The sequence below is a fragment of the Kribbella sp. NPDC056861 genome, assembly GCF_040687575.1.
In the GTDB taxonomy this organism is placed as follows: Bacteria; Actinomycetota; Actinomycetes; order Propionibacteriales; family Kribbellaceae; genus Kribbella.
Genome location: NZ_JBFBNQ010000006.1, coordinates 366,593 through 386,626, shown reverse-complemented (window position 1 = coordinate 386,626; position 20,034 = coordinate 366,593). Strand labels below are relative to the sequence as shown.

The 20,034-nt window shown below is 68.0% G+C and carries 15 protein-coding genes, 1 tRNA gene and 1 other RNA gene; 10 read left to right on the top strand and 7 right to left on the bottom strand.

Features of this window, described 5'->3' with window-relative positions; genetic code table 11:
* Positions 1–21: 21 nt before the first annotated feature.
* Positions 22–468 carry a hypothetical protein gene (locus AB0P21_RS30005; protein WP_363700637.1) on the bottom strand — a complete coding sequence of 149 codons (447 nt, stop codon included), beginning with the start codon at positions 466–468 and terminating at the stop codon, positions 22–24.
* 178 nt (positions 469–646) lie between these two features.
* Positions 647–734 (bottom strand) — tRNA-Ser (locus AB0P21_RS30000).
* An 84-nt stretch (positions 735–818) separates the two neighbouring features.
* Between AB0P21_RS30000 and AB0P21_RS29995 the strand changes: the two genes are divergently transcribed.
* Positions 819–1,340, top strand: a complete 522-nt coding sequence (locus AB0P21_RS29995) for a GNAT family N-acetyltransferase (RefSeq protein WP_363700635.1) — start codon at positions 819–821, stop codon at positions 1,338–1,340.
* Here the strand turns inward: AB0P21_RS29995 and AB0P21_RS29990 are convergent.
* Positions 1,317–2,204 (bottom strand): TIGR03620 family F420-dependent LLM class oxidoreductase, encoded by an 888-nt coding sequence (locus AB0P21_RS29990; protein ID WP_363700634.1) that lies wholly within the window; start codon positions 2,202–2,204, stop codon positions 1,317–1,319. The genes AB0P21_RS29995 and AB0P21_RS29990 overlap by 24 nt on opposite strands.
* Positions 2,205–2,372: 168 nt before the next feature.
* On the opposite strand from AB0P21_RS29990, the gene ffs reads away from it, so the two are divergent.
* Both ffs and nadE read left to right on the top strand, forming a co-directional pair.
* An RNA gene (gene ffs, locus AB0P21_RS29985) (signal recognition particle sRNA small type) lies at positions 2,373–2,469 on the top strand.
* A gap of 77 nt (positions 2,470–2,546) precedes the next feature.
* Complete coding sequence (nadE, locus tag AB0P21_RS29980; RefSeq protein ID WP_363700631.1) at positions 2,547–3,365, top strand: ammonia-dependent NAD(+) synthetase; 819 nt, start codon at positions 2,547–2,549, stop codon at positions 3,363–3,365.
* Here nadE and AB0P21_RS29975 read toward each other — a convergent pair whose 3' ends face one another.
* Entirely contained in the window at positions 3,366–4,235 is an 870-nt protein-coding gene (locus AB0P21_RS29975; RefSeq protein WP_363700629.1) for an alpha/beta hydrolase, read from the bottom strand.
* 97 nt (positions 4,236–4,332) lie between these two features.
* Here AB0P21_RS29975 and AB0P21_RS29970 point away from each other — a divergent pair, with 97 nt between their 5' ends.
* On the top strand, positions 4,333–5,505 hold the full coding sequence (locus AB0P21_RS29970; protein ID WP_363700627.1) for an acyl-CoA dehydrogenase family protein: 1,173 nt from the start codon (positions 4,333–4,335) through the stop codon (positions 5,503–5,505).
* Here the strand turns inward: AB0P21_RS29970 and AB0P21_RS29965 are convergent, their stop codons facing one another.
* On the bottom strand, positions 5,506–5,814 hold the full coding sequence (locus AB0P21_RS29965) for a hypothetical protein (protein ID WP_363700625.1): 309 nt from the start codon (positions 5,812–5,814) through the stop codon (positions 5,506–5,508). It abuts the gene before it with no gap.
* A 135-nt stretch (positions 5,815–5,949) separates the two neighbouring features.
* Here AB0P21_RS29965 and AB0P21_RS29960 point away from each other — a divergent pair, with 135 nt between their 5' ends.
* From AB0P21_RS29960 to AB0P21_RS29950, 3 genes are all read left to right on the top strand, one after another.
* A complete protein-coding gene (locus AB0P21_RS29960) occupies positions 5,950–7,893 on the top strand; it encodes a histidine kinase (protein ID WP_363700623.1) in 1,944 nt (647 codons plus the stop codon).
* Entirely contained in the window at positions 7,881–8,519 is a 639-nt protein-coding gene (locus AB0P21_RS29955) for a response regulator transcription factor (protein WP_363700620.1), read from the top strand. Before AB0P21_RS29960 ends, AB0P21_RS29955 begins: the two co-directional genes overlap by 13 nt.
* A 74-nt stretch (positions 8,520–8,593) precedes the next feature.
* Positions 8,594–10,222, top strand: coding sequence for a long-chain fatty acid--CoA ligase (locus tag AB0P21_RS29950; RefSeq protein ID WP_363700618.1), 1,629 nt, complete (start codon positions 8,594–8,596; stop codon positions 10,220–10,222).
* Between the two features lie 962 nt (positions 10,223–11,184).
* On the opposite strand, the gene AB0P21_RS29945 is transcribed toward AB0P21_RS29950, so the two are convergent.
* Positions 11,185–12,048 (bottom strand): aminoglycoside 6-adenylyltransferase, encoded by an 864-nt coding sequence (locus tag AB0P21_RS29945; protein WP_363700616.1) that lies wholly within the window; start codon positions 12,046–12,048, stop codon positions 11,185–11,187.
* Between the two features lie 36 nt (positions 12,049–12,084).
* Here AB0P21_RS29945 and rfbA point away from each other — a divergent pair, with 36 nt between their 5' ends.
* Positions 12,085–12,957: a glucose-1-phosphate thymidylyltransferase RfbA gene (gene rfbA / locus AB0P21_RS29940; protein ID WP_363700614.1), complete on the top strand. Its 873-nt coding sequence runs from the start codon at positions 12,085–12,087 to the stop codon at positions 12,955–12,957.
* A gap of 225 nt (positions 12,958–13,182) precedes the next feature.
* Positions 13,183–16,326, top strand: coding sequence for a DNA polymerase III subunit gamma and tau (locus tag AB0P21_RS29935; RefSeq protein WP_363700612.1), 3,144 nt, complete (start codon positions 13,183–13,185; stop codon positions 16,324–16,326).
* A 13-nt stretch (positions 16,327–16,339) separates the two neighbouring features.
* Here AB0P21_RS29935 and AB0P21_RS29930 read toward each other — a convergent pair whose 3' ends face one another.
* On the bottom strand, positions 16,340–19,246 hold the full coding sequence (locus AB0P21_RS29930; protein ID WP_363700610.1) for a P-loop NTPase fold protein: 2,907 nt from the start codon (positions 19,244–19,246) through the stop codon (positions 16,340–16,342).
* A gap of 365 nt (positions 19,247–19,611) precedes the next feature.
* On the opposite strand from AB0P21_RS29930, the gene AB0P21_RS29925 reads away from it, so the two are divergent.
* The gene (locus tag AB0P21_RS29925) at positions 19,612–20,034 is read left to right on the top strand and encodes a YbaB/EbfC family nucleoid-associated protein (protein ID WP_363700608.1); all 423 of its coding nucleotides are present in this window, start codon (positions 19,612–19,614) and stop codon (positions 20,032–20,034) included.

Sequence of the window (20,034 nt, the reverse complement as noted above, 5' to 3'; positions counted from 1 at the left end):
TTCGTCCGCTGCGGACAACGGTCAGTGGTCGTTGGTGAAGCACTTTTTGGTGTCGAGAGCGATGATCACGATGTTGGACCCGTTCCGATCGACGATGCCGGCGTACATGCACACCCGCGCGCCTTCGGCGAGATCCAGGTTGCAGACTCCCGCATGCCCCTGCCCGTACGGGTTGTAGCACGCACCGGTGCGACCGTACCCGGTCTCGAAGTACGCGACCGCCGAGGAGCTGTCCTCGTGCTGGTCCACGACGAAGAAGTTGTCGCCGTACTTCTGGAAACACACGTACGCCTGGAAGTTCCCGGTACACACGTCGTTCTGAATGATGCTGACCTCGGTCGCCCGGAACATCGGCGGATTGTTGATCGTGGCCGCGGACGCGACGCCGGGGCTGAGCAGCAACAACATGAGCGCGGTGAAAAGTGTGGCGGTCACGCCGAGCAGCCGGCGGATGGGGTGGCGGTTCATGATCTCGGTCCTCACTGTGGGCGGGGACAGCAGCTTGCCACCCCACCTCCGCCCTGACCAGACGTGAAAGGTGGGCCGGCCGCAGCTGCGACCGACCCACCTTTGTGTTCATCCCCTGCAAGCTGCCACGTCCTGCGCTGACCAGCGGAAACACCGGTCGGGTGGCTACTCGTCAGAGTGGCGGAGGATACGAGATTCGAACTCGTGAGGGGTTGCCCCCAACACGCTTTCCAAGCGTGCGCCCTAGGCCACTAGGCGAATCCTCCACGCGAGAGGATACGCGAGGTGGGGGTGGGGAACGAAATCGGGGGTGAGCATGGGTGGGGAGCGTCGGAGATGGAGGTGGTGGGGTGGCTGTGTTGCGGGAGGTTGTGTCGGGTGATGTGGATGCTCTGCAGGAGCTGATCGAGTCGGATCCGGGGTATGCGGAGCGGGTGACCGGTTATCCGCCGGGTGCGGCGGATGCGCAGAGTCTGTTGATGATGCGGCCGGAGGGGTTGGCTGAAGAGGGTAAGAGGGTGCTTGGGGTTTGGGAGGAGGGGCAGTTGGTCGCGGTGGTTGATCTGCTGCGCGGGTATCCCGTGGGGCACACGGCGTTCATTGGGCTGTTGGAGGTGCACGGGGAGCATCGGGGGCGGGGTGTGGGGGCAGCGGCGTACGGGTTGGCGGAGGAGTACGTCGTACGGGAGTGGCCGGAGGTGCGGACGCTGAGGTTGGCGGTGGTGGATACCAATGCCCAGCAGGCGCAGGGGTTCTGGGAGAAGCTGGGGTTTGAGTCGACGGGTGAGTCGAAGGCTTATGAGTACGACAAGTTGGTCAGTACCTCGCGGCTGTATGAGAAGCAGTTGTTAGGTGAGGAGCGCGGGGGCTAGGGCTCGCCACTCGTTGATTGGTTGGGGGCCGGTTACGCCAGTGATCACGTTGACGGCTACGTGGTTGGCGCCGGCTTCGTGGTGTTGGTGGAGCTTTGCTGCTATCTCGGTGGGGGTGCCCCAGGCGGCGAGGCTGTCTACGAGGTGGTTGGGGAGGGTGGCTAGGTCTTTGTCGGTGAAGCCTTGGCGCTTGAGTGAGGCCGCGTAGCCGGGGATTTGGGGGAAGAAGCTGATGGTGTCTCGGGCGATGGCTCGGGCTCGGTCGGGGTCGGTCTCTAGGACGACTAGGTGAGCGACGGCTAGGAGTTTGTCGGGGCCCAGGGTTCGGCGCGCTTCGGCGGTGTAGTCGGGGGTGATGAGGAAGGGGTAGGCGCCGGAGGTGCGGTCGCGGGCCAGGTCGAGCATGCGGGGGCCTAGGGCGGCGAGGAGGCGGTGCTCAGTCGGTACGCCGGGCCGGGGGCGCTCAGCGGGTACCTCGGCCAGAGGGTGCCCGGCCGGTGCGTCGGGGGCCGGTACGCCGTCCAGTTGGTCTAGGTAGCTGTTCAGGGTGGCGAGTGGTTTGGGGCCGTGGGCGCCGCCCAGGCCGACGGTGAAGCGGCCGGGGGCGGAGGCCGCCAGGGCGGCGTACGTCGCGGTCACGTCTGCGGCGGAGTAGGTGTCGACGGCGAGGATGCCGCTGATGAACTTGATCGTGGTGGTTGCCTCGATCAGGTCGGTGATGGTCTGGAGGCCGGGGAGTGGGCCGCCGGAGAGCCAGATGGCGGGGTAGCCGAGGTCTTCCGCGGCGCGAGCTGCTGCGAGGGACTCGGGGCTGCTGGTCAGGCCGGTGGTGATGCCGAAGGGGCCGAAGTCGGGGCTCGTCATGGAGAAGAAAACCCGGTGGTTGGCGTCGGCATTCCACGGCGGAGAATCGCGGCGCCGCGGGCTGGCGCGGCTGGCCGGGGCCTCGCGTACGCAGTACCGGAGAGCCCGGCGTACGCAGTACTAGAGGGCCGGATTCTGGAGTCAGCCCCCTGATCACGTACACTTCTGGCTGGTTCCCCGCGTGGCGGTATCTCGCCCAACTCCCCCAGGGCCGGAAGGCAGCAAGGGTAAGTGAGCTCTTCCGGGTGCGCGGGGAATCCTTATGTCCGGACCCCTTCGCCGTCGCCGCTCCGGCCCGCGAAATAGGCTGTGATCCAACGATCCAGCCTACGAGGGAGTCCGATGAGCGAGCTCGACCGCCGGTACCTGCAGGAACTGATCATCGGTGAGCTGGGCGTGACGCCGTCCTTCGATGCCGACACCGAGATCGAGCGCCGGGTCGGCTTCCTGGTCGACCAGCTCCGGCTGTCCGGCACCTCGGCGTACGTGCTGGGGATCTCCGGCGGCGTCGACTCCAGTACTGCGGGACGCCTCTGCCAGCTCGCCGTCGAGCGGGTCCGCGCGGAGGGCGGCAAGGCGAGCTTCATCGCGATGCGCCTCCCGTACGGCGTACAGGCGGACGAGGACGACGCGCAGCGCGCGCTGGAGTTCATCCGGCCCGACGAGACGCTCACGGTCGACGTCAAGCCGGGGACGGATGCGCTGATCGAGTCGGTGCGGCACGCGGATCTCGGCGATCGCGCCGACTTCCACACCGGCAACGTCAAGGCCCGGCAGCGGATGGTCGCGCAGTACGCCGTCGCCGGCGCGCGCGGTGGCCTAGTGGTCGGCACGGATCACGCGGCCGAGGCGGTGATGGGGTTCTTCACGAAGTACGGCGACGGCGCCTGCGACCTGACCCCGCTCGCGGGGCTCACCAAGCGCCGGGTTCGCGTGCTGGGCGCCAAGCTGGGTGCCTCCGAGCTGATCACCGGCAAGGTACCGACCGCCGACCTGGAGACCGCCAACCCGGGTGTGCCGGACGAGCTGGTGCTGGGCGTGACCTACGACGAGATCGACGACTTCCTCGAAGGTAAGCAGGTCAGCGACAAGGCGGCGGAGACGATCATCGGCTACCACCGCCGCACCATCCACAAGCGCGCGGTACCGATCGCGCCGTAGCTACCGGCCGAGTACGAAGGACGTCACGAGTTGGGTGAAGGCGTCGGCTGCTTCCGCGTGGACGAAGTGGCCGGCGTCTTCGAAGTACCGGTAGGTGCCGCGTTCGACATCCGAGCGGAAGCGCGCGATCTCCTCAGGGCTGGTCACCGGGTCGTGCCCGCCCTTGATCAGCAGCGCGGGCTGGGTCAGCTGACCGAGCAGCGGCAGCAGCGACTCGACGAAGCCGGGCGTCTGGATGATCGTCTCGGCGAACCGCCCGGCCCTGCTCTGGATCTCCGGCAGTTCGTCCGCGGGCAGCTTCAGGCCCCTCGACGCAGGCCCGAGATAGACGTCCATCCGTCGGTCCCCGAGCCGATGCAGTACGCCGGTGCGCTCGGTCCACATCTGGGTGGTCGCCGGGCCGTGGTCGGCGAGCAGCTCGTCGACGCCTTGGTCGACGCCGAGTTCGCGGAGCAGCGGCAGGCCCGACTCGACCAGGTTGCGGGTGACCAGCTCCATGTCCCAGGGCGGGTTCTCGAAGATGACCCGCTCGACGGTCGCGGGATGCGCGACGGCGTACCGGAGGGCGAGGCGTCCGCCGTACGAGTGACCGAGGATCGACCATCGCTCGATGCCGAGCGCTTCCCGCACAGCCTCGAAGTCGGCGATCACATCGTGCTCGGTGACCGGCCTGACCAGCGGATCTGAGTGCTGTACGCCGCGCTGGTCCACGGCGATCAGGCGTAGCTCCTGCGCGAGCGCATCGCCCTGGAAGGACAGGAAGTCGTAGGTGCCCGAACCCGGCCCGCCATGCAGGAAGAGGAGCGGCGGCGCGGCGGCAGGACCACGCTGGTCGACGTACAGGCGAGTGCCTCGGATCTCCATCAACATCTGCCCAGAGTAGGGATGGAACAGGTGAATACACGCATGTCCGCGAGCGTGGATTGCGCCTACGGTGGTCGGACCACACTCAATCGTTGGAGGGCTGATGGTCGACTTCTCGCTCAGTGAGGAACAGCGGGCGATTCGCGAGACGACGCGGGAGTTCGTTCGCAAGGAGCTGATGCCGCTGGAGAACGAGGTGCTCAAGCGGGAGCGGGAAGGGTGGCGCGGGATCGAGCCGGCCGAGGTCGAGGAACTGCGGCAGAAGGCGAAGTCGTTCGGGTTCTGGGGGCTGAGCACGCCCGAGGAGTACGGCGGGATGGACCTGTCGGCGGTCGACCAGGTGCTGATCACGAGCGAGCTGGGGCGGACCTTCGTGCCGTTCTCGTTCGGCGGCGAGGCCGACAACATCCTGTACGAGTGCAACGAGGAGCAGCGCAAGGAGTACCTGCTGCCGACCATCAGCGGCGAGCGGAAGTCGTGTTTCGCGATCACCGAACCGGGCGCCGGCTCCGACACCCGGGCGATCCGGACCACCGCGCGCCGGGACGGGGACGAGTGGGTGATCCGCGGCGAGAAGACCTTCATCACCGGCGGCAACGAGGCCGATTTCGCGATCGTCATCGCCGTCACCGACGCCGACAAGGGGTCGAAGGGCGGCTTCACCGCCTTCCTGGTCGACCGGGACCGCGGCTGGACCTCCGACCCGATCCTGACGATGGGCCAGGCGGTCCCGGCGACGCTCAACTTCGACGACGTCCGGGTGCCGAACGACCACGTGCTCGGCGAGATCGGCCAGGGCTACGAGCTGGCGATGCGCTGGATCATGAAGGGCCGTTTCATCATCCCCGCCCGCGGGATCGGCGCCTGCGAACGGCTGCTGCAGCTGGCGATCGAGCACGCCACCACCCGGCAGACCTTCGGCAGCGCGATCGGCGACAACCAGGCGATCCAGTGGATGATCGCCGACTCCGAGGTGGAGCTGGAGGCCGCCCGCTGGCTCGTCCTGTACGCCGCCTGGGCGGTCGACCAAGGCCGGCCGCCGCAGCACGACAGTGCGATCGCCAAGCTCTACGGCACGAACACGGTCAACCGGGTTGCTGACCGGGTGCTGCAGATCCACGGCGGGATGGGCTACACCAAGGAGCTGCCGGTGGAGCGGTGGTTCCGCGAGGTGAGGCTGTGGCGCATCTTCGAGGGCACGGATGAGATGCAGCGGCTGATCATCTCCCGGGATCTGCTGCGGGGGTATCGCAAGCCGGGGGCCCACTTCAACTGACTAGTTGTCCAGCAGTACTGCGTCCGTCCGCGTCCGCCGGCGGTTGCGGAGCCAGTGGCCGAGGGTGATCAGCCCGAAGCCGACCGCGTAGACGGTGCTGGTGAAGGTCAGGTATCCGAGCGCGTTGCCCAGCCCGGCGTCCGCGGGGAAGGCAGCGGTGGAGCCCTTGACCCACTCCATCACCAGATGCGCGGTCTGGAAGGTGTAGATCTGTGCGAACAGGATCGCGTAGGTCAGGTAGGCGGCCATCCGGTTGCGGACCAGCAGTCCGAGCGGCAGCGCGACGAGGACGGTGAGTATGGCGATCATGGGGTCCCTCCCGAGGTTCGTTGGAGGTTCCAAGGTCGCCCGCCGCGCTGCCCCGCCGCATCGAGGTCTGCGCTGAATCCACGGTCAGTGCCTGCACTGATCCGCGGGCCGCGATTCCGGTGCACAATGCGAACCATGAGCCGCCGGTACTGGCCGATCTGGCTGGCGACCGCCCTGTGCGTCGCCGCCGGAGTAGTGCTTGCCCTGTGCGCGTTGCGGCCGGGTGGCGACGGCTGGCCGATCGCGCTATATCTGCTGGCACTCGTACCACTCGCGCTGGGGTGGCTGGTCGTAGTACGGGCTCCTGGGAGTCCGGTAGGGGCGGCAGTGGTGTGGTTGGCGGCGTCGCTGCTCGTAGTACCGGCTATGGATGGGTGGGGGCGATCACCTTGGGCCGCGGCCGACTTGGTGGCTGGGGTGGCCCATGTCGCTTGGCCCTGGCAGCTGACTGGGTTCCTGGTGCTGCTGCTGGTGTTCCCGGACGGGTTGCTGCCAGGACGCCATTGGAGGCTCATTGCGGCAGCCGTGCCGGCGTCGGCGCTCCTGGTGGGCATCTCGATGACAGTGACGATGGACTACGCCGAGCCGCGCTACTTCAAGGCGCCGGTGTCGGTCCCAGAGCCGCTGGGGATGCCGCTGATGATCAGTGCGCTCGGAGTCCTGCTGCTGGTGGTCCTTGCGTGCGGCACCGGTGTCGTACTGCGCTACCGCCGCGGTGGCGAGCGCACGAAGCAACAGCTGCGCTGGCTGATACTTGCTGCCGGCGCCGTGGTGGTCCTGATGGTCGCGAGCTGGATCGTCACCTGGCTCGAACTGATCGGTCCGGTGGCATACACGGCCTTCCTACTGGGCATTATCGTCCTCGTCCCGGCCGCTGTCGCGATCGCTGTACTGCGCCACGACCTGTTCGAGATCGACCGGATCCTGAGTGACTCGGTGGCTTGGTTCCTGACCAGCTTGATCGCCGCGGCGCTGCTTGCGGGAGGCGTCGTCCTCACCGGTTATGTGGCCGGCCGGGACTCTGCGATTGGTCTCACTGGCTCGGTCTTCGTTGTCACGCTGCTGGTTTTTCCCTTGCACAGAAGGCTTCACCGTGCGGTCGGCCGGATACTGGATCGCGACCGGACGGTCCTGATCGAGCAGATCGAGCGTTTCGTCGAGCAGGTTCGCGACGGCTCGGCCGAGCCCGAGGAGATCGAGACCGTACTACGAACCGCCCTCCGCGCGCCGTCGCTGACTCTGCTGCTGTCGGACCCGGGTGGGACGGGCCTGGTCGACCTGACCGGTACTCCGCAGTCTGTGCCGGGCGCCCTGGCTGAGGTGCCGTTGCGGACGGCGAATGCCGACATCGGTGTGATTCTGGTCCGTACTGGCTCGATGCGTCAGCTCCGGCGGGTGAGGTTGGCGGCCTCGGCCGCCCGGTTGCCGATCGAGGTCAGCCGGCTTCGGATCGGCCTGCGCCGGGCGCTGAGTGAGGTCGCGGAGAGCCGGCGACGGCTGGTCTCGGCGACCATCGACGAGCGGCGCAGGCTGGAACGCGATCTGCATGACGGGGCGCAGCAGCAGTTGGTTGCTATTGGCATGCAGTTGCGGGCGGCGCAGTACCGGCTGGGGCTGGATGATCCGGTCTACGATGAGCTCGAGGTGGCGGTCGAGCGGTTGGAGGCGACTGTCGCTGAGCTGCGCCGCTTGGCGCACGGAGTACGGCCGGCGAGCCTGGATGACGGACTGCCTGCTGCGCTCGCGCGGCTCGGGGCCGAGTGCCCGCTGCCGGTGGACTTCGCGGTGGAGGACGCGGCGAGCTCGGAGGTGGTCACGGTGACCGCGTACTTCGTTGTCGCGGAGGCGATGGCCAATGTTCTGAAGCACGCGCGGGCCTCTCGGATCGGTATCAACGTCGAGCGGCTGGGAGACGGCTTGCGGGTAGCCGTGCGGGACGACGGGATCGGCGGGGTGCCGGCTGAGACCGGGCTGACCGCCTTGAGAGACCGGGTCGGCTCCGTCGGTGGGCGGTTGACCGTGACCTGCGGACCGGCCGGCGGTACGACGGTCGAGGCGGTGCTGCCGTGCGCGTCCTGATCGCGGAGGATTCGGCGTTGTTCCGGGAGGGGCTGGCTGGGTTGCTGACCACGGCCGGTCACGAGATCTGCGCGTCGCTGGGGAGTGCGGACGGACTGGTGGAGGCTGTTGTCGAGCACGCGCCGGCGGTTGCCGTGATCGATGTCCGGATGCCGCCGACGATGACCGACGACGGCGCTGATGCGGCGCGTGAGATCCGGCTGCGCTGCCCGAATCAGCCGATCCTGCTGCTGTCGCAGCATCTGGAGACCCGGCACTCCGTCCAGCTGGTGTCGACCGGTGCCTTCGGCTACTTGTTGAAGGACCGCGTACTGCGGGTCGAGGATTTCCTGGATGCGCTGGAACGAGTCGCCGCGGGCGGTTCAGCGCTGGATCCCGCGGTCGTCTCGGCCCTACTGGCTCCTCGCCGCTCGGAGTTGGAGCCGCTGTCGCCCAGGGAGACGGAGGTCCTCGGGTTGGTTGCCGAGGGCTACTCCAACGCCGCGATCGCCGGCCGGCTCTTCGTCGCAGACCGGACGGTCGAGAGTCATCTGCGCTCGATTTTCCAGAAGTTGTCGCTGGACGAGTCGTCGGCGACGCATCGCCGGGTGCACGCGGTGCTGACCTATCTGCGCAACAGCGCGTAAATGCGTGCTCAGGTCATCGGCAGTTCAGTAAGGGGTCATGGTCAAGGTGACACCGCGACTGGCACAGTGTGTCCATGAAGGGTCTAATGCAGGATTCCCAGCTGTCCCTGGACACGATCTTCCGCCGGGCCGAGCAGTTCTTCCCGGACAAGACCGTCTACACCGGCGGCCCCGCGCCGACCACGACGACGTACGCGGAGTGGGCCGCGCGGACCAGACGGTTAGGCGGCGTCTTCGACGCCTTGGGCATCAGCGCGGACGGCCGGGTCGGCACCTTCGCGTGGAACTCCGGCCGCCACCTCGAGCTGTACTTCGCGGCGCCGTGTACCGGGCGGGTCCTGCACACGCTCAACATCCGGCTCTTCCCCGACCAAATCGTCTACATCGCGAACCACGCCGAGGACGAGGTGGTCTTCGTCGACCGGTCGCTGCTCGGGCTGTTCCTGCCGCTGCTCGACCGGCTGCCGCTGGTCCGGCACGTCGTGGTGATGAATGACCTGCCGCCGGGTGCGCCGGGAGTCGAGGTGCCGGACGACCCGCGCTTCCATGACTACGAGGAGCTGCTGGCCGCTTCCGAGCCGGTCGAGTTCCACGTCCAGGACGAGAACCAAGCCGCCGCGATGTGCTACACGAGCGGAACGACGGGGAATCCCAAGGGTGTCGTCTACTCGCACCGGTCGACCTGGCTGCACTCGATCGGGGTGCTCACCAACGCCGGGATCGGGCTGCACGAGACCGACACGGTGCTGCCGGTGGTGCCGATGTTCCACGCCAACGCGTGGGGTCTCGCGCACGCGGCGCCGATGGCCGGGGCGAGCCTCGTCTTCCCGGGGCCGGACATGACGCCGCAGGGCATCCTCAAGCTGCTGGTCGAGCAGGACGTGACGCTGGCAGCCGGCGTGCCGACGATCTGGCAAGGCCTGCTGCCGCTGCTGGACGGCGTGGAGCTGCCGAAGCTGCGGCGCATTCCGTGTGGTGGTTCCGCCGTTCCGCTGGCGCTGTCCGAGGCCTTCCGGGCGAAGCTCGGCAAGCCGATCCTGCAGGCGTGGGGTATGACCGAGACCAGCCCGGTGGCGACCGCGGCCCACGTCCCGCTGCGCTACAACGACCTGCCCGAAGACGAGCAGGCCAAGCTGCGGGCGCGCCAAGGCCTGCCGTTGCCCGGCGTCGAGGTCCGGATCGTCGAGCCCGGCTCGATCGAGCCGCTGCCCTGGGACGACGAGGCGACCGGCGAGCTGCAGGTGCGCGGCCCGTGGATCGCGGCTGAGTACTACCGGCCCGACGAAGGTGTCGAGCTGAACACCGAGGACGGCTGGATGAAGACCGGCGACGTCGCCGCGATCGACCAGTACGGCTCGGTCCGACTCGTCGACCGGACCAAGGACCTGGTGAAGTCCGGTGGCGAGTGGATCAGCTCGGTCGAGCTGGAAAACCTGCTGATGGCCCACCCCGCGATCAAGGAGGCCGCCGTCATCGGAGTACCGCACCCGAAGTGGGACGAGCGGCCGCTGGCGTGCGTAGTACTGCAGGAGGGGGAGTCCGCGACGTCGGAGGAGATCCTCGCGTATCTGCAACCCCTGGTCGCCAAGTGGTGGCTGCCGGACGCGGTCGAGTTCATCGCCGAGGTCCCGAAGACGAGTGTCGGCAAGTTCTCGAAGAAAGACCTGCGAACCCGCTTCGCGGACTACCACCTGGGCGAGTAGCCGTCTGCCGCCCCGACTGGCGGCTCTCGGCTTCCCCTTCGAGCACGGCGCGAGCAGTTGCCATGCGTGGCCCGGATCCCGACCTTCACCTCGGGATCCGGGCGTGGTACCACCGGCTCGTGGCGCTGGGCGCCACCTCGCCTGTGCCGGGATGCTGACGTCTATCTGACCCCTGATGCGGACTAGCTCAGGAGGAGTGAGGCCGGTCTGTCGTACTACCGCTGACCGTTAGCTTGGCGAGCCACCCGCCCGTCCGGAACAGCAACCGGCCCGGCGGCTTACCGCGCCCGGCTTGTGGCGCTGGGCGTCACCTCGTCTCTGCCGGGATGCTGACGTCATCTGGCCCCACTGTTGCGAACAAGGCCGTTGCCGCGAGTGCCGGCCTCATCCTGGTCCTGTCGCCACGCAGAGCCCGGCTCGTGGCGCTGGGCGCCACCTCGCCTCCCGCTGGATGCTGACGGCAACTGAACTCTCCGACGAGGAAGACCAAGTGCTGCGAGCGGGGTACCGCCGCTGCCTCTCACACAGTCGGCGAGGCATCTCACGCCAGCAGTCCGCCCGGCTGCCCGGCTCCAACGTGGCGCCGTACCGGGCTCGCGGTGGTGGGCGCCAAATGATGTCCGCTAGAACTGCCGTCAGCCGTCAGCCGTCAGCCGCCAGCCGTCAGCCGTCAGCGGCCAGCCGTCAGCCGTGAGCCGTCAGCCGTCAGCGGTCAGCCGACCCCGGCGACCTTTGTCGGGGTGGGTGTGAGCGAGGGGCTGCAGGTGAAGGTCGAACGGTGTGCCGCGATGAGGTGGAACCTGCCTTTCGTCGTGTTCGGCCCGAACACGACGACAGGCAGTAGTGCGCTTTGCTGGCTGACACAGGGCGGCTCCGAGCGCGTCAACCGATGCAAGGGGTGACTACTGCCTGTTGTTGTGTACGGACGCCAAAATCGGTAGGCAGCTGTCGAGCCAGTGCTTTCAGCCGAAGTCGACGGCGAAGTGTTCGCGCAGGCGGGCGAGAGTGGCGTCGACGAACGACTGGGGCCAAGGGTGGCCGGTGACCTCAGCTAGGGCGGTGCCTCGCCGGATGAATTCGCGGCAGAGGTATTGGTTGGCGGCGATCAGGCCGGCGGGGTCATGCCCGGCTGGTGGCAGAGCCTCAAGGCAGCGTCGTTGCTCGGGTGAGAGGAACGCGTTCAACCGTTTGGCGCCACCGGTACGGCGTACTCCGCGTTCGGCGAGCATCAGGGCGATGAGTTGGTCGCGGGTGACGCCGAGGCCCTGGTGAGCGACGATGCGCTCGTCTCGGCCGAGGACGGTGACGAGGTTGCCGAGGAAGTAGAAGAATAGGTTGACGGCGCGCTCGGGCCAGTACGGCGTACCGGGGTGGCCGCCTTCGCTCGGTTGATCGCCGTCCGGGAAGAGAGTGCCGCCGCGGTCGAAGAGGACCTGGACGCCGTCGTACTGGAGGCGGTCGAAGGTTGACTGCGGGTGGAAGAAAAGGTCGACGTGGAGCCAGGCGGGGGTGATGCCGAGGCCGCCGATGAGGCCGGGGAGGTGGTCGGTGAAGACGGTCGGGTCGGCGATGGTTGCCAGCGGCACCGTCCAGTGGTGCTCGAACCAAGGCGCGCTCTCGTCGGTGACCACGCAGTGCACGTCGACGTCACTGAACTCGTCGGCCTCGCCGGTGGCGTGGCTGCCGATCAGATAGACGGCGAGGATGCGGTCGTCCTCGGGGAGGAGCGTGCGGGCGCGCTCGATGACGAGCTGCTGACCAGTGTCTGGTGACCCAGCGTCTTGGCGGGCGTTGTCCACGGGCTGGTCGGTCGAATCGCCGCTCATCCGCGTAACAGTAGAGGCGTCGGTATCGTGGCGGGGATGCGAGGGATCATCTTGGCCGGCGGGGATGGGACCAGGCTGCAGCCGTTGACGATGGGGGTCAGCAAGCAGTTGCTGCCGGTCTACGACAAGCCGATGATCTACTACCCGCTCTCGACGCTGATCCTGGCGAACATCCGCGAGGTGCTGGTGATCACGCGGCCGGAGGACACCGGGCAGTTCCGGCGGCTGTTGGGGGACGGTTCGCAGTTCGGGATGGAGATCTCGTACGCCGAACAGCCGCGTCCCGAGGGGTTGGCGCAGGCGTTTCTGATCGGGGAGTCGTTCATCGGGTCCGAGCCGGTTGCGCTCGCGCTGGGGGACAACATTTTCTACGGGCCTGGGCTCGGTCTGCATCTGCAGCGGTTCAACGATGTGGACGGCGGGGTGGTGTTCGCGTATCGGGTCGCGGATCCGTCGGCGTACGGGGTGGTCGAGTTCGATCCGGACGGGCGGGCGCTGAGTATCGAGGAGAAGCCGGAGCGGCCGAAGAGCAAGTACGCCGTACCGGGGCTGTACTTCTACTCCAGTGACGTCGTCGAGGTCGCCAAGCAGGTCAAGCCGTCGGCGCGGGGCGAGTTGGAGATCACCGCGGTCAACGCGAGCTATCTGCAGGACAAGCGGCTGCAGGTCGAGGTGCTGCCGCGCGGTACGGCGTGGCTGGACACCGGGACCTTCGACGCGTTGATGTCGGCCGGTGAGTACGTGCGCACGGTCGAGACGCGGCAAGGACAGAAGATCAGCTGTCCGGAGGAGATCGCCTGGCGGCGCGGCTTCATCGATGACGCGGGGCTGCAGCGCTGTGCCGACGCGCTGCCGAAGTCCGGCTACGGCGACTACCTGCTGAGCCTGCTGGAGGAGGGGCTGCGCTGACCTCGGCGAGATGCTCGGCCGGGTCCCGGTCGGCCGCTGTGCATGGTCGGGGAGCACCGCCGTGCGTGGGCGGGACGCCGGCTGTGCACGGGCGGGGAGGTCAGCTGTGCACGGGCGGGGAGGTCAGCTGTGCATGGGCAGAGAGGACGGCTGTGCATGGGCAGAGAGGACGGCTGTGCATGGGCAGAGAGGACGGCTGTGCACGGTCGGCGAGGACCGCCGTGCATGGTCGGGGAGGAACTGTCGGGGCTCGGCGCTAGGGTTGCCGTCGTGGAAGCACCCCTTGCGTTGTACCGCCGGTATCGCCCGGAGACCTTCTCCGAGGTGATCGGGCAGGACCATGTCACCGTTCCGCTGCGGAACGCGCTGAGCAACAACCGGGTGAACCACGCCTATCTGTTCTCCGGTCCACGCGGCTGCGGCAAGACCACCAGTGCCCGGATCCTGGCGCGCGCGATCAACTGCGAGCAGGGTCCGATCGCCGAGCCGTGCGGGGTCTGCAAGTCCTGTACCGACCTGGCGCGTGGCGGTCCGGGCAGCATCGACGTGATCGAGATCGACGCCGCCTCGCACGGTGGTGTCGACGACGCGCGGGACCTGCGCGAGCGGGCCTTCTTCGCACCCGTCGAGAGCCGCTACAAGATCTACATCATCGACGAGGCGCACATGGTCACCACGCAGGGCTTCAACGCCCTGCTGAAGCTGGTCGAGGAGCCGCCGCCGCACCTGAAGTTCATCTTCGCGACGACCGAGCCCGAAAAGGTCATCGGCACGATCCGGTCCCGGACCCATCACTACCCGTTCCGGCTGGTCCCGCCGAAGGCGCTGTCCAACTACATGGCGACCCTGTGCGAGGCGGAGGGCGTCACCATCGAGCCGGCCGCGCTGCCGCTGGTGGTCCGTGCGGGTGCTGGTTCGGTGCGTGACTCGCTGAGCGTGCTCGACCAGCTGATCGGCGGCGCCGACGCGGAGGGCGTGACGTACCGGCTCGCCGTACAGTTGCTCGGCTTCACGCCGGACTCGCTGCTCGACGGCTGCGTCGACGGGTTCGCGGCGCACGACAGCCGGGCGGTCTTCGAGACGATCGAGAAGGTCATCGAGACCGGGCAGGACCCCAAGCGCTTCGCCGAAGACCTGCTCCGCCGGTTGCGCGACCTGGTGATCCTCTCCGCAGTACCGAACGCGGTCGCCTCCGGGCTGATCGAGGCGGCCGAGGACCAGGGCGAGCGGTTGCAGACGCAAGCCGCGGGTATCGGCCCGGCGGAGCTGACCCGGGCGGCAGACATCGTCGCGGCCGGTCTGCTGGAGATGCGCGGTGCTACTGCTCCTCGGCTGCAGTTGGAGCTGATCTGCGCCAAGGTGTTGCTGCCTGGTGCTGATGATTCCACCAATGGCATTCAGGCGCGGCTTGATCGGATGGAGCGTCGCCTCACGATCACGGGCGGTACTACGGGCGGTACTACGGCCGCTCCCGCGGCTGCGCTGCCGGTGCCGGATGCGCAGGTGACGCAGCAGCAGTACGCGGCTCCGCAGCAGCCGCCGGCGGCTGGCGGCTCGCAGCATCAGGCGGGTGCCGTGGCCGCGAACCAGGCAACGCCCCTCGCAGGTGTATCGGCGCAGGGCGCGGGGGACACCCAGGCGGGTAGCTCGGCCCATGCCGAGGGCGCTGCCCAGGCAGGTGGCCCGGGGCACGCCCAGGGAGCTTCGTCGGCGCAGACTGCGGGGGCAGCCTCGGCGCAGTCTGCAGGGCAGTCGTCCGCAGCTGCCTCGGCGCAGGATCCGGCATCGGCGCAGGGCGGGCCGCAGTCCGGTGCTGCACAGTCCGCGCCGCCGTCCGGGGCCGCTCAGTCCGTGCCGGCGGTTGATAACTCTGGGGCCAGGTCCGGTGCGTGGGGTGCAGAGCCCACGTCATCTGCTGGTCAGGGCTCGCAGGCTGCAGCGTCTGTAACTCCGCCTGTCGCAAGTGGCTCGAGTCAGGCCGCACCTGCTCAAGCTGCGCCGACCCAACCTCCTGCTCAGGCCGCGCCTGCTCAGGCGACGCCGCCTCCGCCTCCTCGTGGGGCTGGGGGGCCGGCGGTTGCCGGGACTTCGTCCGGGTCGGTTGGGCTGATTGATGTTCGGAGGTTGTGGCCGGAGATTCTTGAGGCGGTGAAGGCGAAGCGGCGGTTCGCCTGGATCATGCTCAGCCAGAACGCGCAGGTCATCGCGATTGATGAGCAGACGCTCACGCTCGGGCTGGTGAACGCTGGTGCTCGGGAGAGCTTTGCGCGGTCTGGGAGCGACGAGATTTTGCGCGAGGCGATGATCGCCACGATCGGGCTCAATCGTCGGATCGAGGCTGTTGTCGATCCGTCCAGCGATCCCGGTGCGGTTGCGCCGGCGGCTTCGGTGTCGGCGCCGCCTGCGCCGCAGGGGCCGCCGCCGTCGTCTTCGTGGGATTCGCCGTCGGCTTCGAGTGGTGGTCCGGCTGAGTATGGCGGTGCGAGTAGCTCTGGGCACTCTGCGGGCTCGCCCGGTGACTACTCAGGCGGTGGGTCGAACGCCTCCGCTGGTACTGCGAACGGTTCTGGGGCCGGTACTGCGAACGCCTCGGCTGGGGCTGGCGGTAGCGGTGTGGCTACTGCGGTACTCGCGCCGGGGGAGCAGCAGGTCTCGCGGCCCGGCGACGTTGGTCAGCAAGGCGGTCAGGCAGGTGGGTCGGCGGGTGATGCTGCAGGCGCTGCCGGTGGTTCGGGCGCCCATGGTGGGCAGTCCGGCGGATTGGCTGGCGGCACAGGTGGTGCAGGCGGTTTTGACGGTGCTGGCGGTTCGGGCGCGCAAGGTGGCCAGTCCGGGGTGCCGTCAGGTGGAGCAGGGGCCACAGGCGGTCCGGGCGCGCAAGGTGGCCAGCCCGGCGTACCGGCTGGCGGCGCAGGCTCCGCGGCAGGCGGCGCAGGCGGGGCAGGCGGGGCAGGCGCAGCAGGTGGGCAAGGCGCGGCAAGTGGGCAAGGCGCAGCAGGTGGGCAAGGCGTTCAGGCTGGCGTAGCCGCGGGCGGAGTACAGGTCGCTCCGGTGGTCAACGATCAGAGCGGGATGCAGTCGGATCAGCAAGCTGGTGGGCCGCCTGCGCCGTCGGCCAGCCCGGCGCCGCCGGTTGAGGATCGTCGGGAGCAGGCTGCGAGCAAGCGGCGTGCGGCCGAGGCGGCTGTTGCTGCTGAGCAGAGTTTGCGGGCTTCTCAGGTGCAGGTTCAGGAGGCTCCGCTGACGCCTGAGGAAGAGGCTGAGGCGATTGGTGATGACGATGTGATCCTCGCCGAGGATTCGCGGAGTCACACCGACCTGCTTGCTGAGACGCTCGGTGCTCAGATCATCAGTGAAGAGCCGAACTGATTGCTGTGAAGAACTACTGAGGTGAAGCATCACCCGGCAGCTCCACCGCCAGGTTCTCAGTACCGAGTGGCTTGCTGACCAGTTGGTCTCTCAACGCCAGCCGGGTGCTGCGGTCACCCACGCCTTTCAGCAACGCGACAAAAGCCCGGCTGGCGGCAAAACCAGGGAAGTCCGACGGAAGCCGCTTCTCCAGCTCCGCTAGCTCGGCCAGCAACTGGTCGCCGCCGATCCGTTCCGGCGCAGGCATCCCGTGGGCCCGGAAGGTTCGCCCGACGATGGACCACCAGGCGTCGTTGGACGGGGGTGGGTCGGACGCGCGGGTTCGGACGTCCGCGTAGTCGAGGAACTCGCCGATCGGATCGGCACCTGAGTCCTCCGCGGCCAGCCACTCGTAGAACGACGGGTAGAGGTGGTGCAGCAGGATCGCGGTGATCAGGTGGGCGCTGCCCAGCGGTGGACGGGTCCAGCCGGGGTTCAGATGGTGCTCCAGTACGAAGCTGTTGATGATTCGCTTGATCCGACGAGGGTTGCGGCCACTCCTCTCGGCGAGGATCTCGATCACCGTTTCGTCGATCAGCGTCGAGGTTCCCGAGGCCAGCGCGTAGCCGCGGATCAGGTCCCGGATCAGCTGCCGGTCCGGCGCCGGTACCCGGTAGGAGACCTGCACGATCTTCTCCAGGTAGGTGCGGCCCTCGCCGGCGCCGCCGCGTGCGCTCGACGACACTCCCCGGGCCAGTACCGACATGTCGCAGCCGATGATGAAGATCAGGCCAGGTGCGTCCAGGTACAGCTTGACCGCTTCGCACACCTTGACGACGACGTCGTCGGAGCAGCGGTCCAGGTCGTCGATGAAGACCACCAGGTTCCGGTCGGTACGTCGTTTGCCGTCCTTCGTGGACCAGTCCGAGAGCATGCCGTGGATGACGTCGCGCAACTCGTTGCGTCCTTGCGCGTCGACCGTCAGCCGCTTCATCAGCTCGTCGACCAGCCGGCTGACGCCGAAGAACCGGGCGATGATGCCGAAGGCGGTACCGGCGATCCCCAGTAGATGCCGGCGCTTGGACAGTTTGCGGACCCAGCGTCTGAGCAGGTTGCTGTCCAGCTCGATCAGGACCGACTTGATCAGCCCTTCGAGCGCGTTGTCGTCCTGAGCCGTCCAGGCGTTGAAGTGCACCCGCAGCGTGTTGGGCTTGCCCGGCAGCAAGTCGTCGATCTGCCGCAGGAGCGTGCTCTTGCCGACACCCCAGCCGCCGTCGATGGCCAGTACGAAAGGCGAGGCTGCCCGGGACAGGTCGATGATCGAGGCGATCCCGGCCGCGACGGCGCCGCTGCCGAGCAGATCGGTGCCGGCCTTGCCGACCGGCTGATCGTCCAGCAGCACGTAGGTCGGCAGAAGAACCTGAGCAGGATGAGGCGGGGACTGCAGAGCAGGCGGCGACTTGGCGAGTGAGGCCAGAATCCTCGCGCTCGAGGTACCTTCTGCCTCGGCCACGATGGTGACCAGCAGGTCGACATCAATCTGGGCAGTCGGCTGCAGCTCATCGGACTGCCAGGTCAGCGTCGCGTGCTGGATCTCGGCAAGCAAAGCCTTTTCGTCGTCGCGACGGCTCGCGGCCAGTTCGAAGTCCTGCTCGTTGATGGCCGCCTCCTTCGCATCCCGGGCCGCGACGAGCTGGGCGTCCAGGGCGAGCAGGTGATCCGGTCGGGCCACCCGCTGAACGGCGAGACGGGCGCCTCCTTCGTCCAGGAGATGTACGGCGCTGTCCGGGAGAAACCGGTCGCGCCGGTACCGGTGTGCCAGCTCTGCCGCGGCGACGATCGCCTCGTCGGTGATGTAGACCCGGTGATGAGCCTCGTAGCGGTCGCGGAGCCCCTTCAGGATCTCGATCGCGGCCGGGACGGACGGCTCCGCCAACGTGATCGGGTCGGAGAACCGGTCGAGCGAGCTGTCGTTGCGCAGGTACCGGTCGTACTCGTCCGGTGTCATCGCGCCGATCACGAGGATCCGCGGGTCGGTGAGGGCCGGCCGGATCAGCGCCGCCGTGTCGATTCCCGCCTTGGAGCTGTCCGGCCGGAAGAAGAGGTGCAGCGAGTTCACGAACAGGACGATGTCCTCCCGCTGGGCCGCCTCGGTGAGCGCGGCCGCGAAACGTTCCGCGGCCTCGGCGTTGGTACTCAGCCCCGGCAGCACGTACTGCGCGTCGACGGCGTACAACACCTTGTCCCGCAGCGTTTCCGGAATCTCCGCTTTGGTGATCGCCTGGGCGAGACCGTCCACCACCGTCGCCTTGTCGATTCCTGGTTCGGCGACGAGGATCGAGCAGTTCTGCTTGCGGCGCGACAGCACCTTCACCAGCTCCGCGACCTCCGCCTCCCGGCCGATGGCTGGTCCCAGCCTGGACGCGACCCCGGCGGCGGTCAGGTCGTTGCCGAACTCCGCGAGCTTCGGCACCTGCCCAGGGTTCGGCGATGCGGGTTGCCGGGCGAGCTCCTGTTGGATCTGGCCTTGGACCCGGGCGTAGTCCAGGCCCAGCTTCGTCAACACCTGGGCCGCGACGCCGTGCTCCTCGCGGATCAGGCCGAGCAGGATGTGCTCCACGCCGATGTAGTCGTGGCCGAGTTGCAGAGACTCCCGCAGCGCGAGCTCGAGGGCCTTCTTGACGGCCGGCGTGAACGGGATGTGGCCGACGATCTCGTCCGGTGCTTGCCCGCCGGCCGCGTTGATGGTGGCGAGTACCTCGGCTCGGACAGCCTCCGGACTCGTCTCCAGCGCCCTCAGGGCGTCGACCGCCAGGCCCTCGACCTGGACCAGGGCGATCAGCGCGTGCTCGGTACCGACGTACGAATGATGCAGCGTCCGAGCAGCATCTTGAGCCAGTACTACGACCCGCCGCGCGCCCTCGGTGAATCTCTCGAACATCTCTCCCCTAGCTGAGCCCTGCGCGGTGTGCGCCCCCCGGCTCAGCTCCAAAGTGCCTGCAGAACCGGCGCGGCGCCACTCCTTCCGGGCGTTTTCTGAATTCACAGTTCCACCGGTGTTCATCCACAAGGCCGAAACCGGTGCCAGGCGGCGGGTGATCGACCATCCACAGCCTGTGGATAAAGGTGTCCACAACTTGTGGAGAAGGCTTGGGAGACTCATCGGTTTCCGGTTCGGCGCTCCCGGCGGACGGAGTTGTCCGGCCGACCGGCTAGGCTCGGGGAGCAAGTGGAACTGGGAAGCAGTTCGGACGGGAGATCGCGGTGTTCGACGGTGGCGGTTCGCAGGGCGCTGGTGGCTTCGACATGTCCAATCTGTTGGCCCAGGCGCAGGCGATGCAGAGCCAGTTGATGGAGGCCCAGGCCAACCTGGAGAGCCAGGAGATCGAGGGCAGCGCCGGCGGTGGGCTGGTGACCGCGCTGGTCTCCGGCACCGGTGAGCTGCTCAGCCTGACCATCAAGCCGCAGGCTGTCGATCCCGACGACACCGAGACGCTGGCCGACCTGGTCGTCGCCGCTGTCCGGGACGCCTCGGAGAACGCCAAGCAGGTGGCGGCCAGCGCGATGGGCCCGCTGGCCGGTGGCCTCGGCGGCGGCATGCCCGATCTCGGCGACATGTTCGGCGGCGGCGCGAGCCAGGACGCCGAAGAGGACGACGACGTGAGCCGGCCCAGCATCGGCTTCGGCAAGCCGGACGCGACCGGTTCACCCGGTCAGATCCAGGGCTGA

Coding starts and splice junctions, on each gene's coding strand:
- AB0P21_RS30005 (WP_363700637.1), bottom strand. CDS start 468: ATGAACCGCCACCCCATCCGCCGGCTGCTCGGCGTGACCGCCACACTT.
- AB0P21_RS29990 (WP_363700634.1), bottom strand. CDS start 2,204: ATGACGAGCCCCGACTTCGGCCCCTTCGGCATCACCACCGGCCTGACC.
- nadE (WP_363700631.1), top strand. CDS start 2,547: ATGAGCGAGCTCGACCGCCGGTACCTGCAGGAACTGATCATCGGTGAG.
- AB0P21_RS29975 (WP_363700629.1), bottom strand. CDS start 4,235: ATGTTGATGGAGATCCGAGGCACTCGCCTGTACGTCGACCAGCGTGGT.
- AB0P21_RS29970 (WP_363700627.1), top strand. CDS start 4,333: ATGGTCGACTTCTCGCTCAGTGAGGAACAGCGGGCGATTCGCGAGACG.
- AB0P21_RS29965 (WP_363700625.1), bottom strand. CDS start 5,814: ATGATCGCCATACTCACCGTCCTCGTCGCGCTGCCGCTCGGACTGCTG.
- AB0P21_RS29960 (WP_363700623.1), top strand. CDS start 5,950: ATGAGCCGCCGGTACTGGCCGATCTGGCTGGCGACCGCCCTGTGCGTC.
- AB0P21_RS29950 (WP_363700618.1), top strand. CDS start 8,594: ATGAAGGGTCTAATGCAGGATTCCCAGCTGTCCCTGGACACGATCTTC.
- AB0P21_RS29945 (WP_363700616.1), bottom strand. CDS start 12,048: ATGAGCGGCGATTCGACCGACCAGCCCGTGGACAACGCCCGCCAAGAC.
- rfbA (WP_363700614.1), top strand. CDS start 12,085: ATGCGAGGGATCATCTTGGCCGGCGGGGATGGGACCAGGCTGCAGCCG.
- AB0P21_RS29935 (WP_363700612.1), top strand. CDS start 13,183: ATGGTCGGGGAGGAACTGTCGGGGCTCGGCGCTAGGGTTGCCGTCGTG.
- AB0P21_RS29930 (WP_363700610.1), bottom strand. CDS start 19,246: ATGTTCGAGAGATTCACCGAGGGCGCGCGGCGGGTCGTAGTACTGGCT.
- AB0P21_RS29925 (WP_363700608.1), top strand. CDS start 19,612: ATGTCCAATCTGTTGGCCCAGGCGCAGGCGATGCAGAGCCAGTTGATG.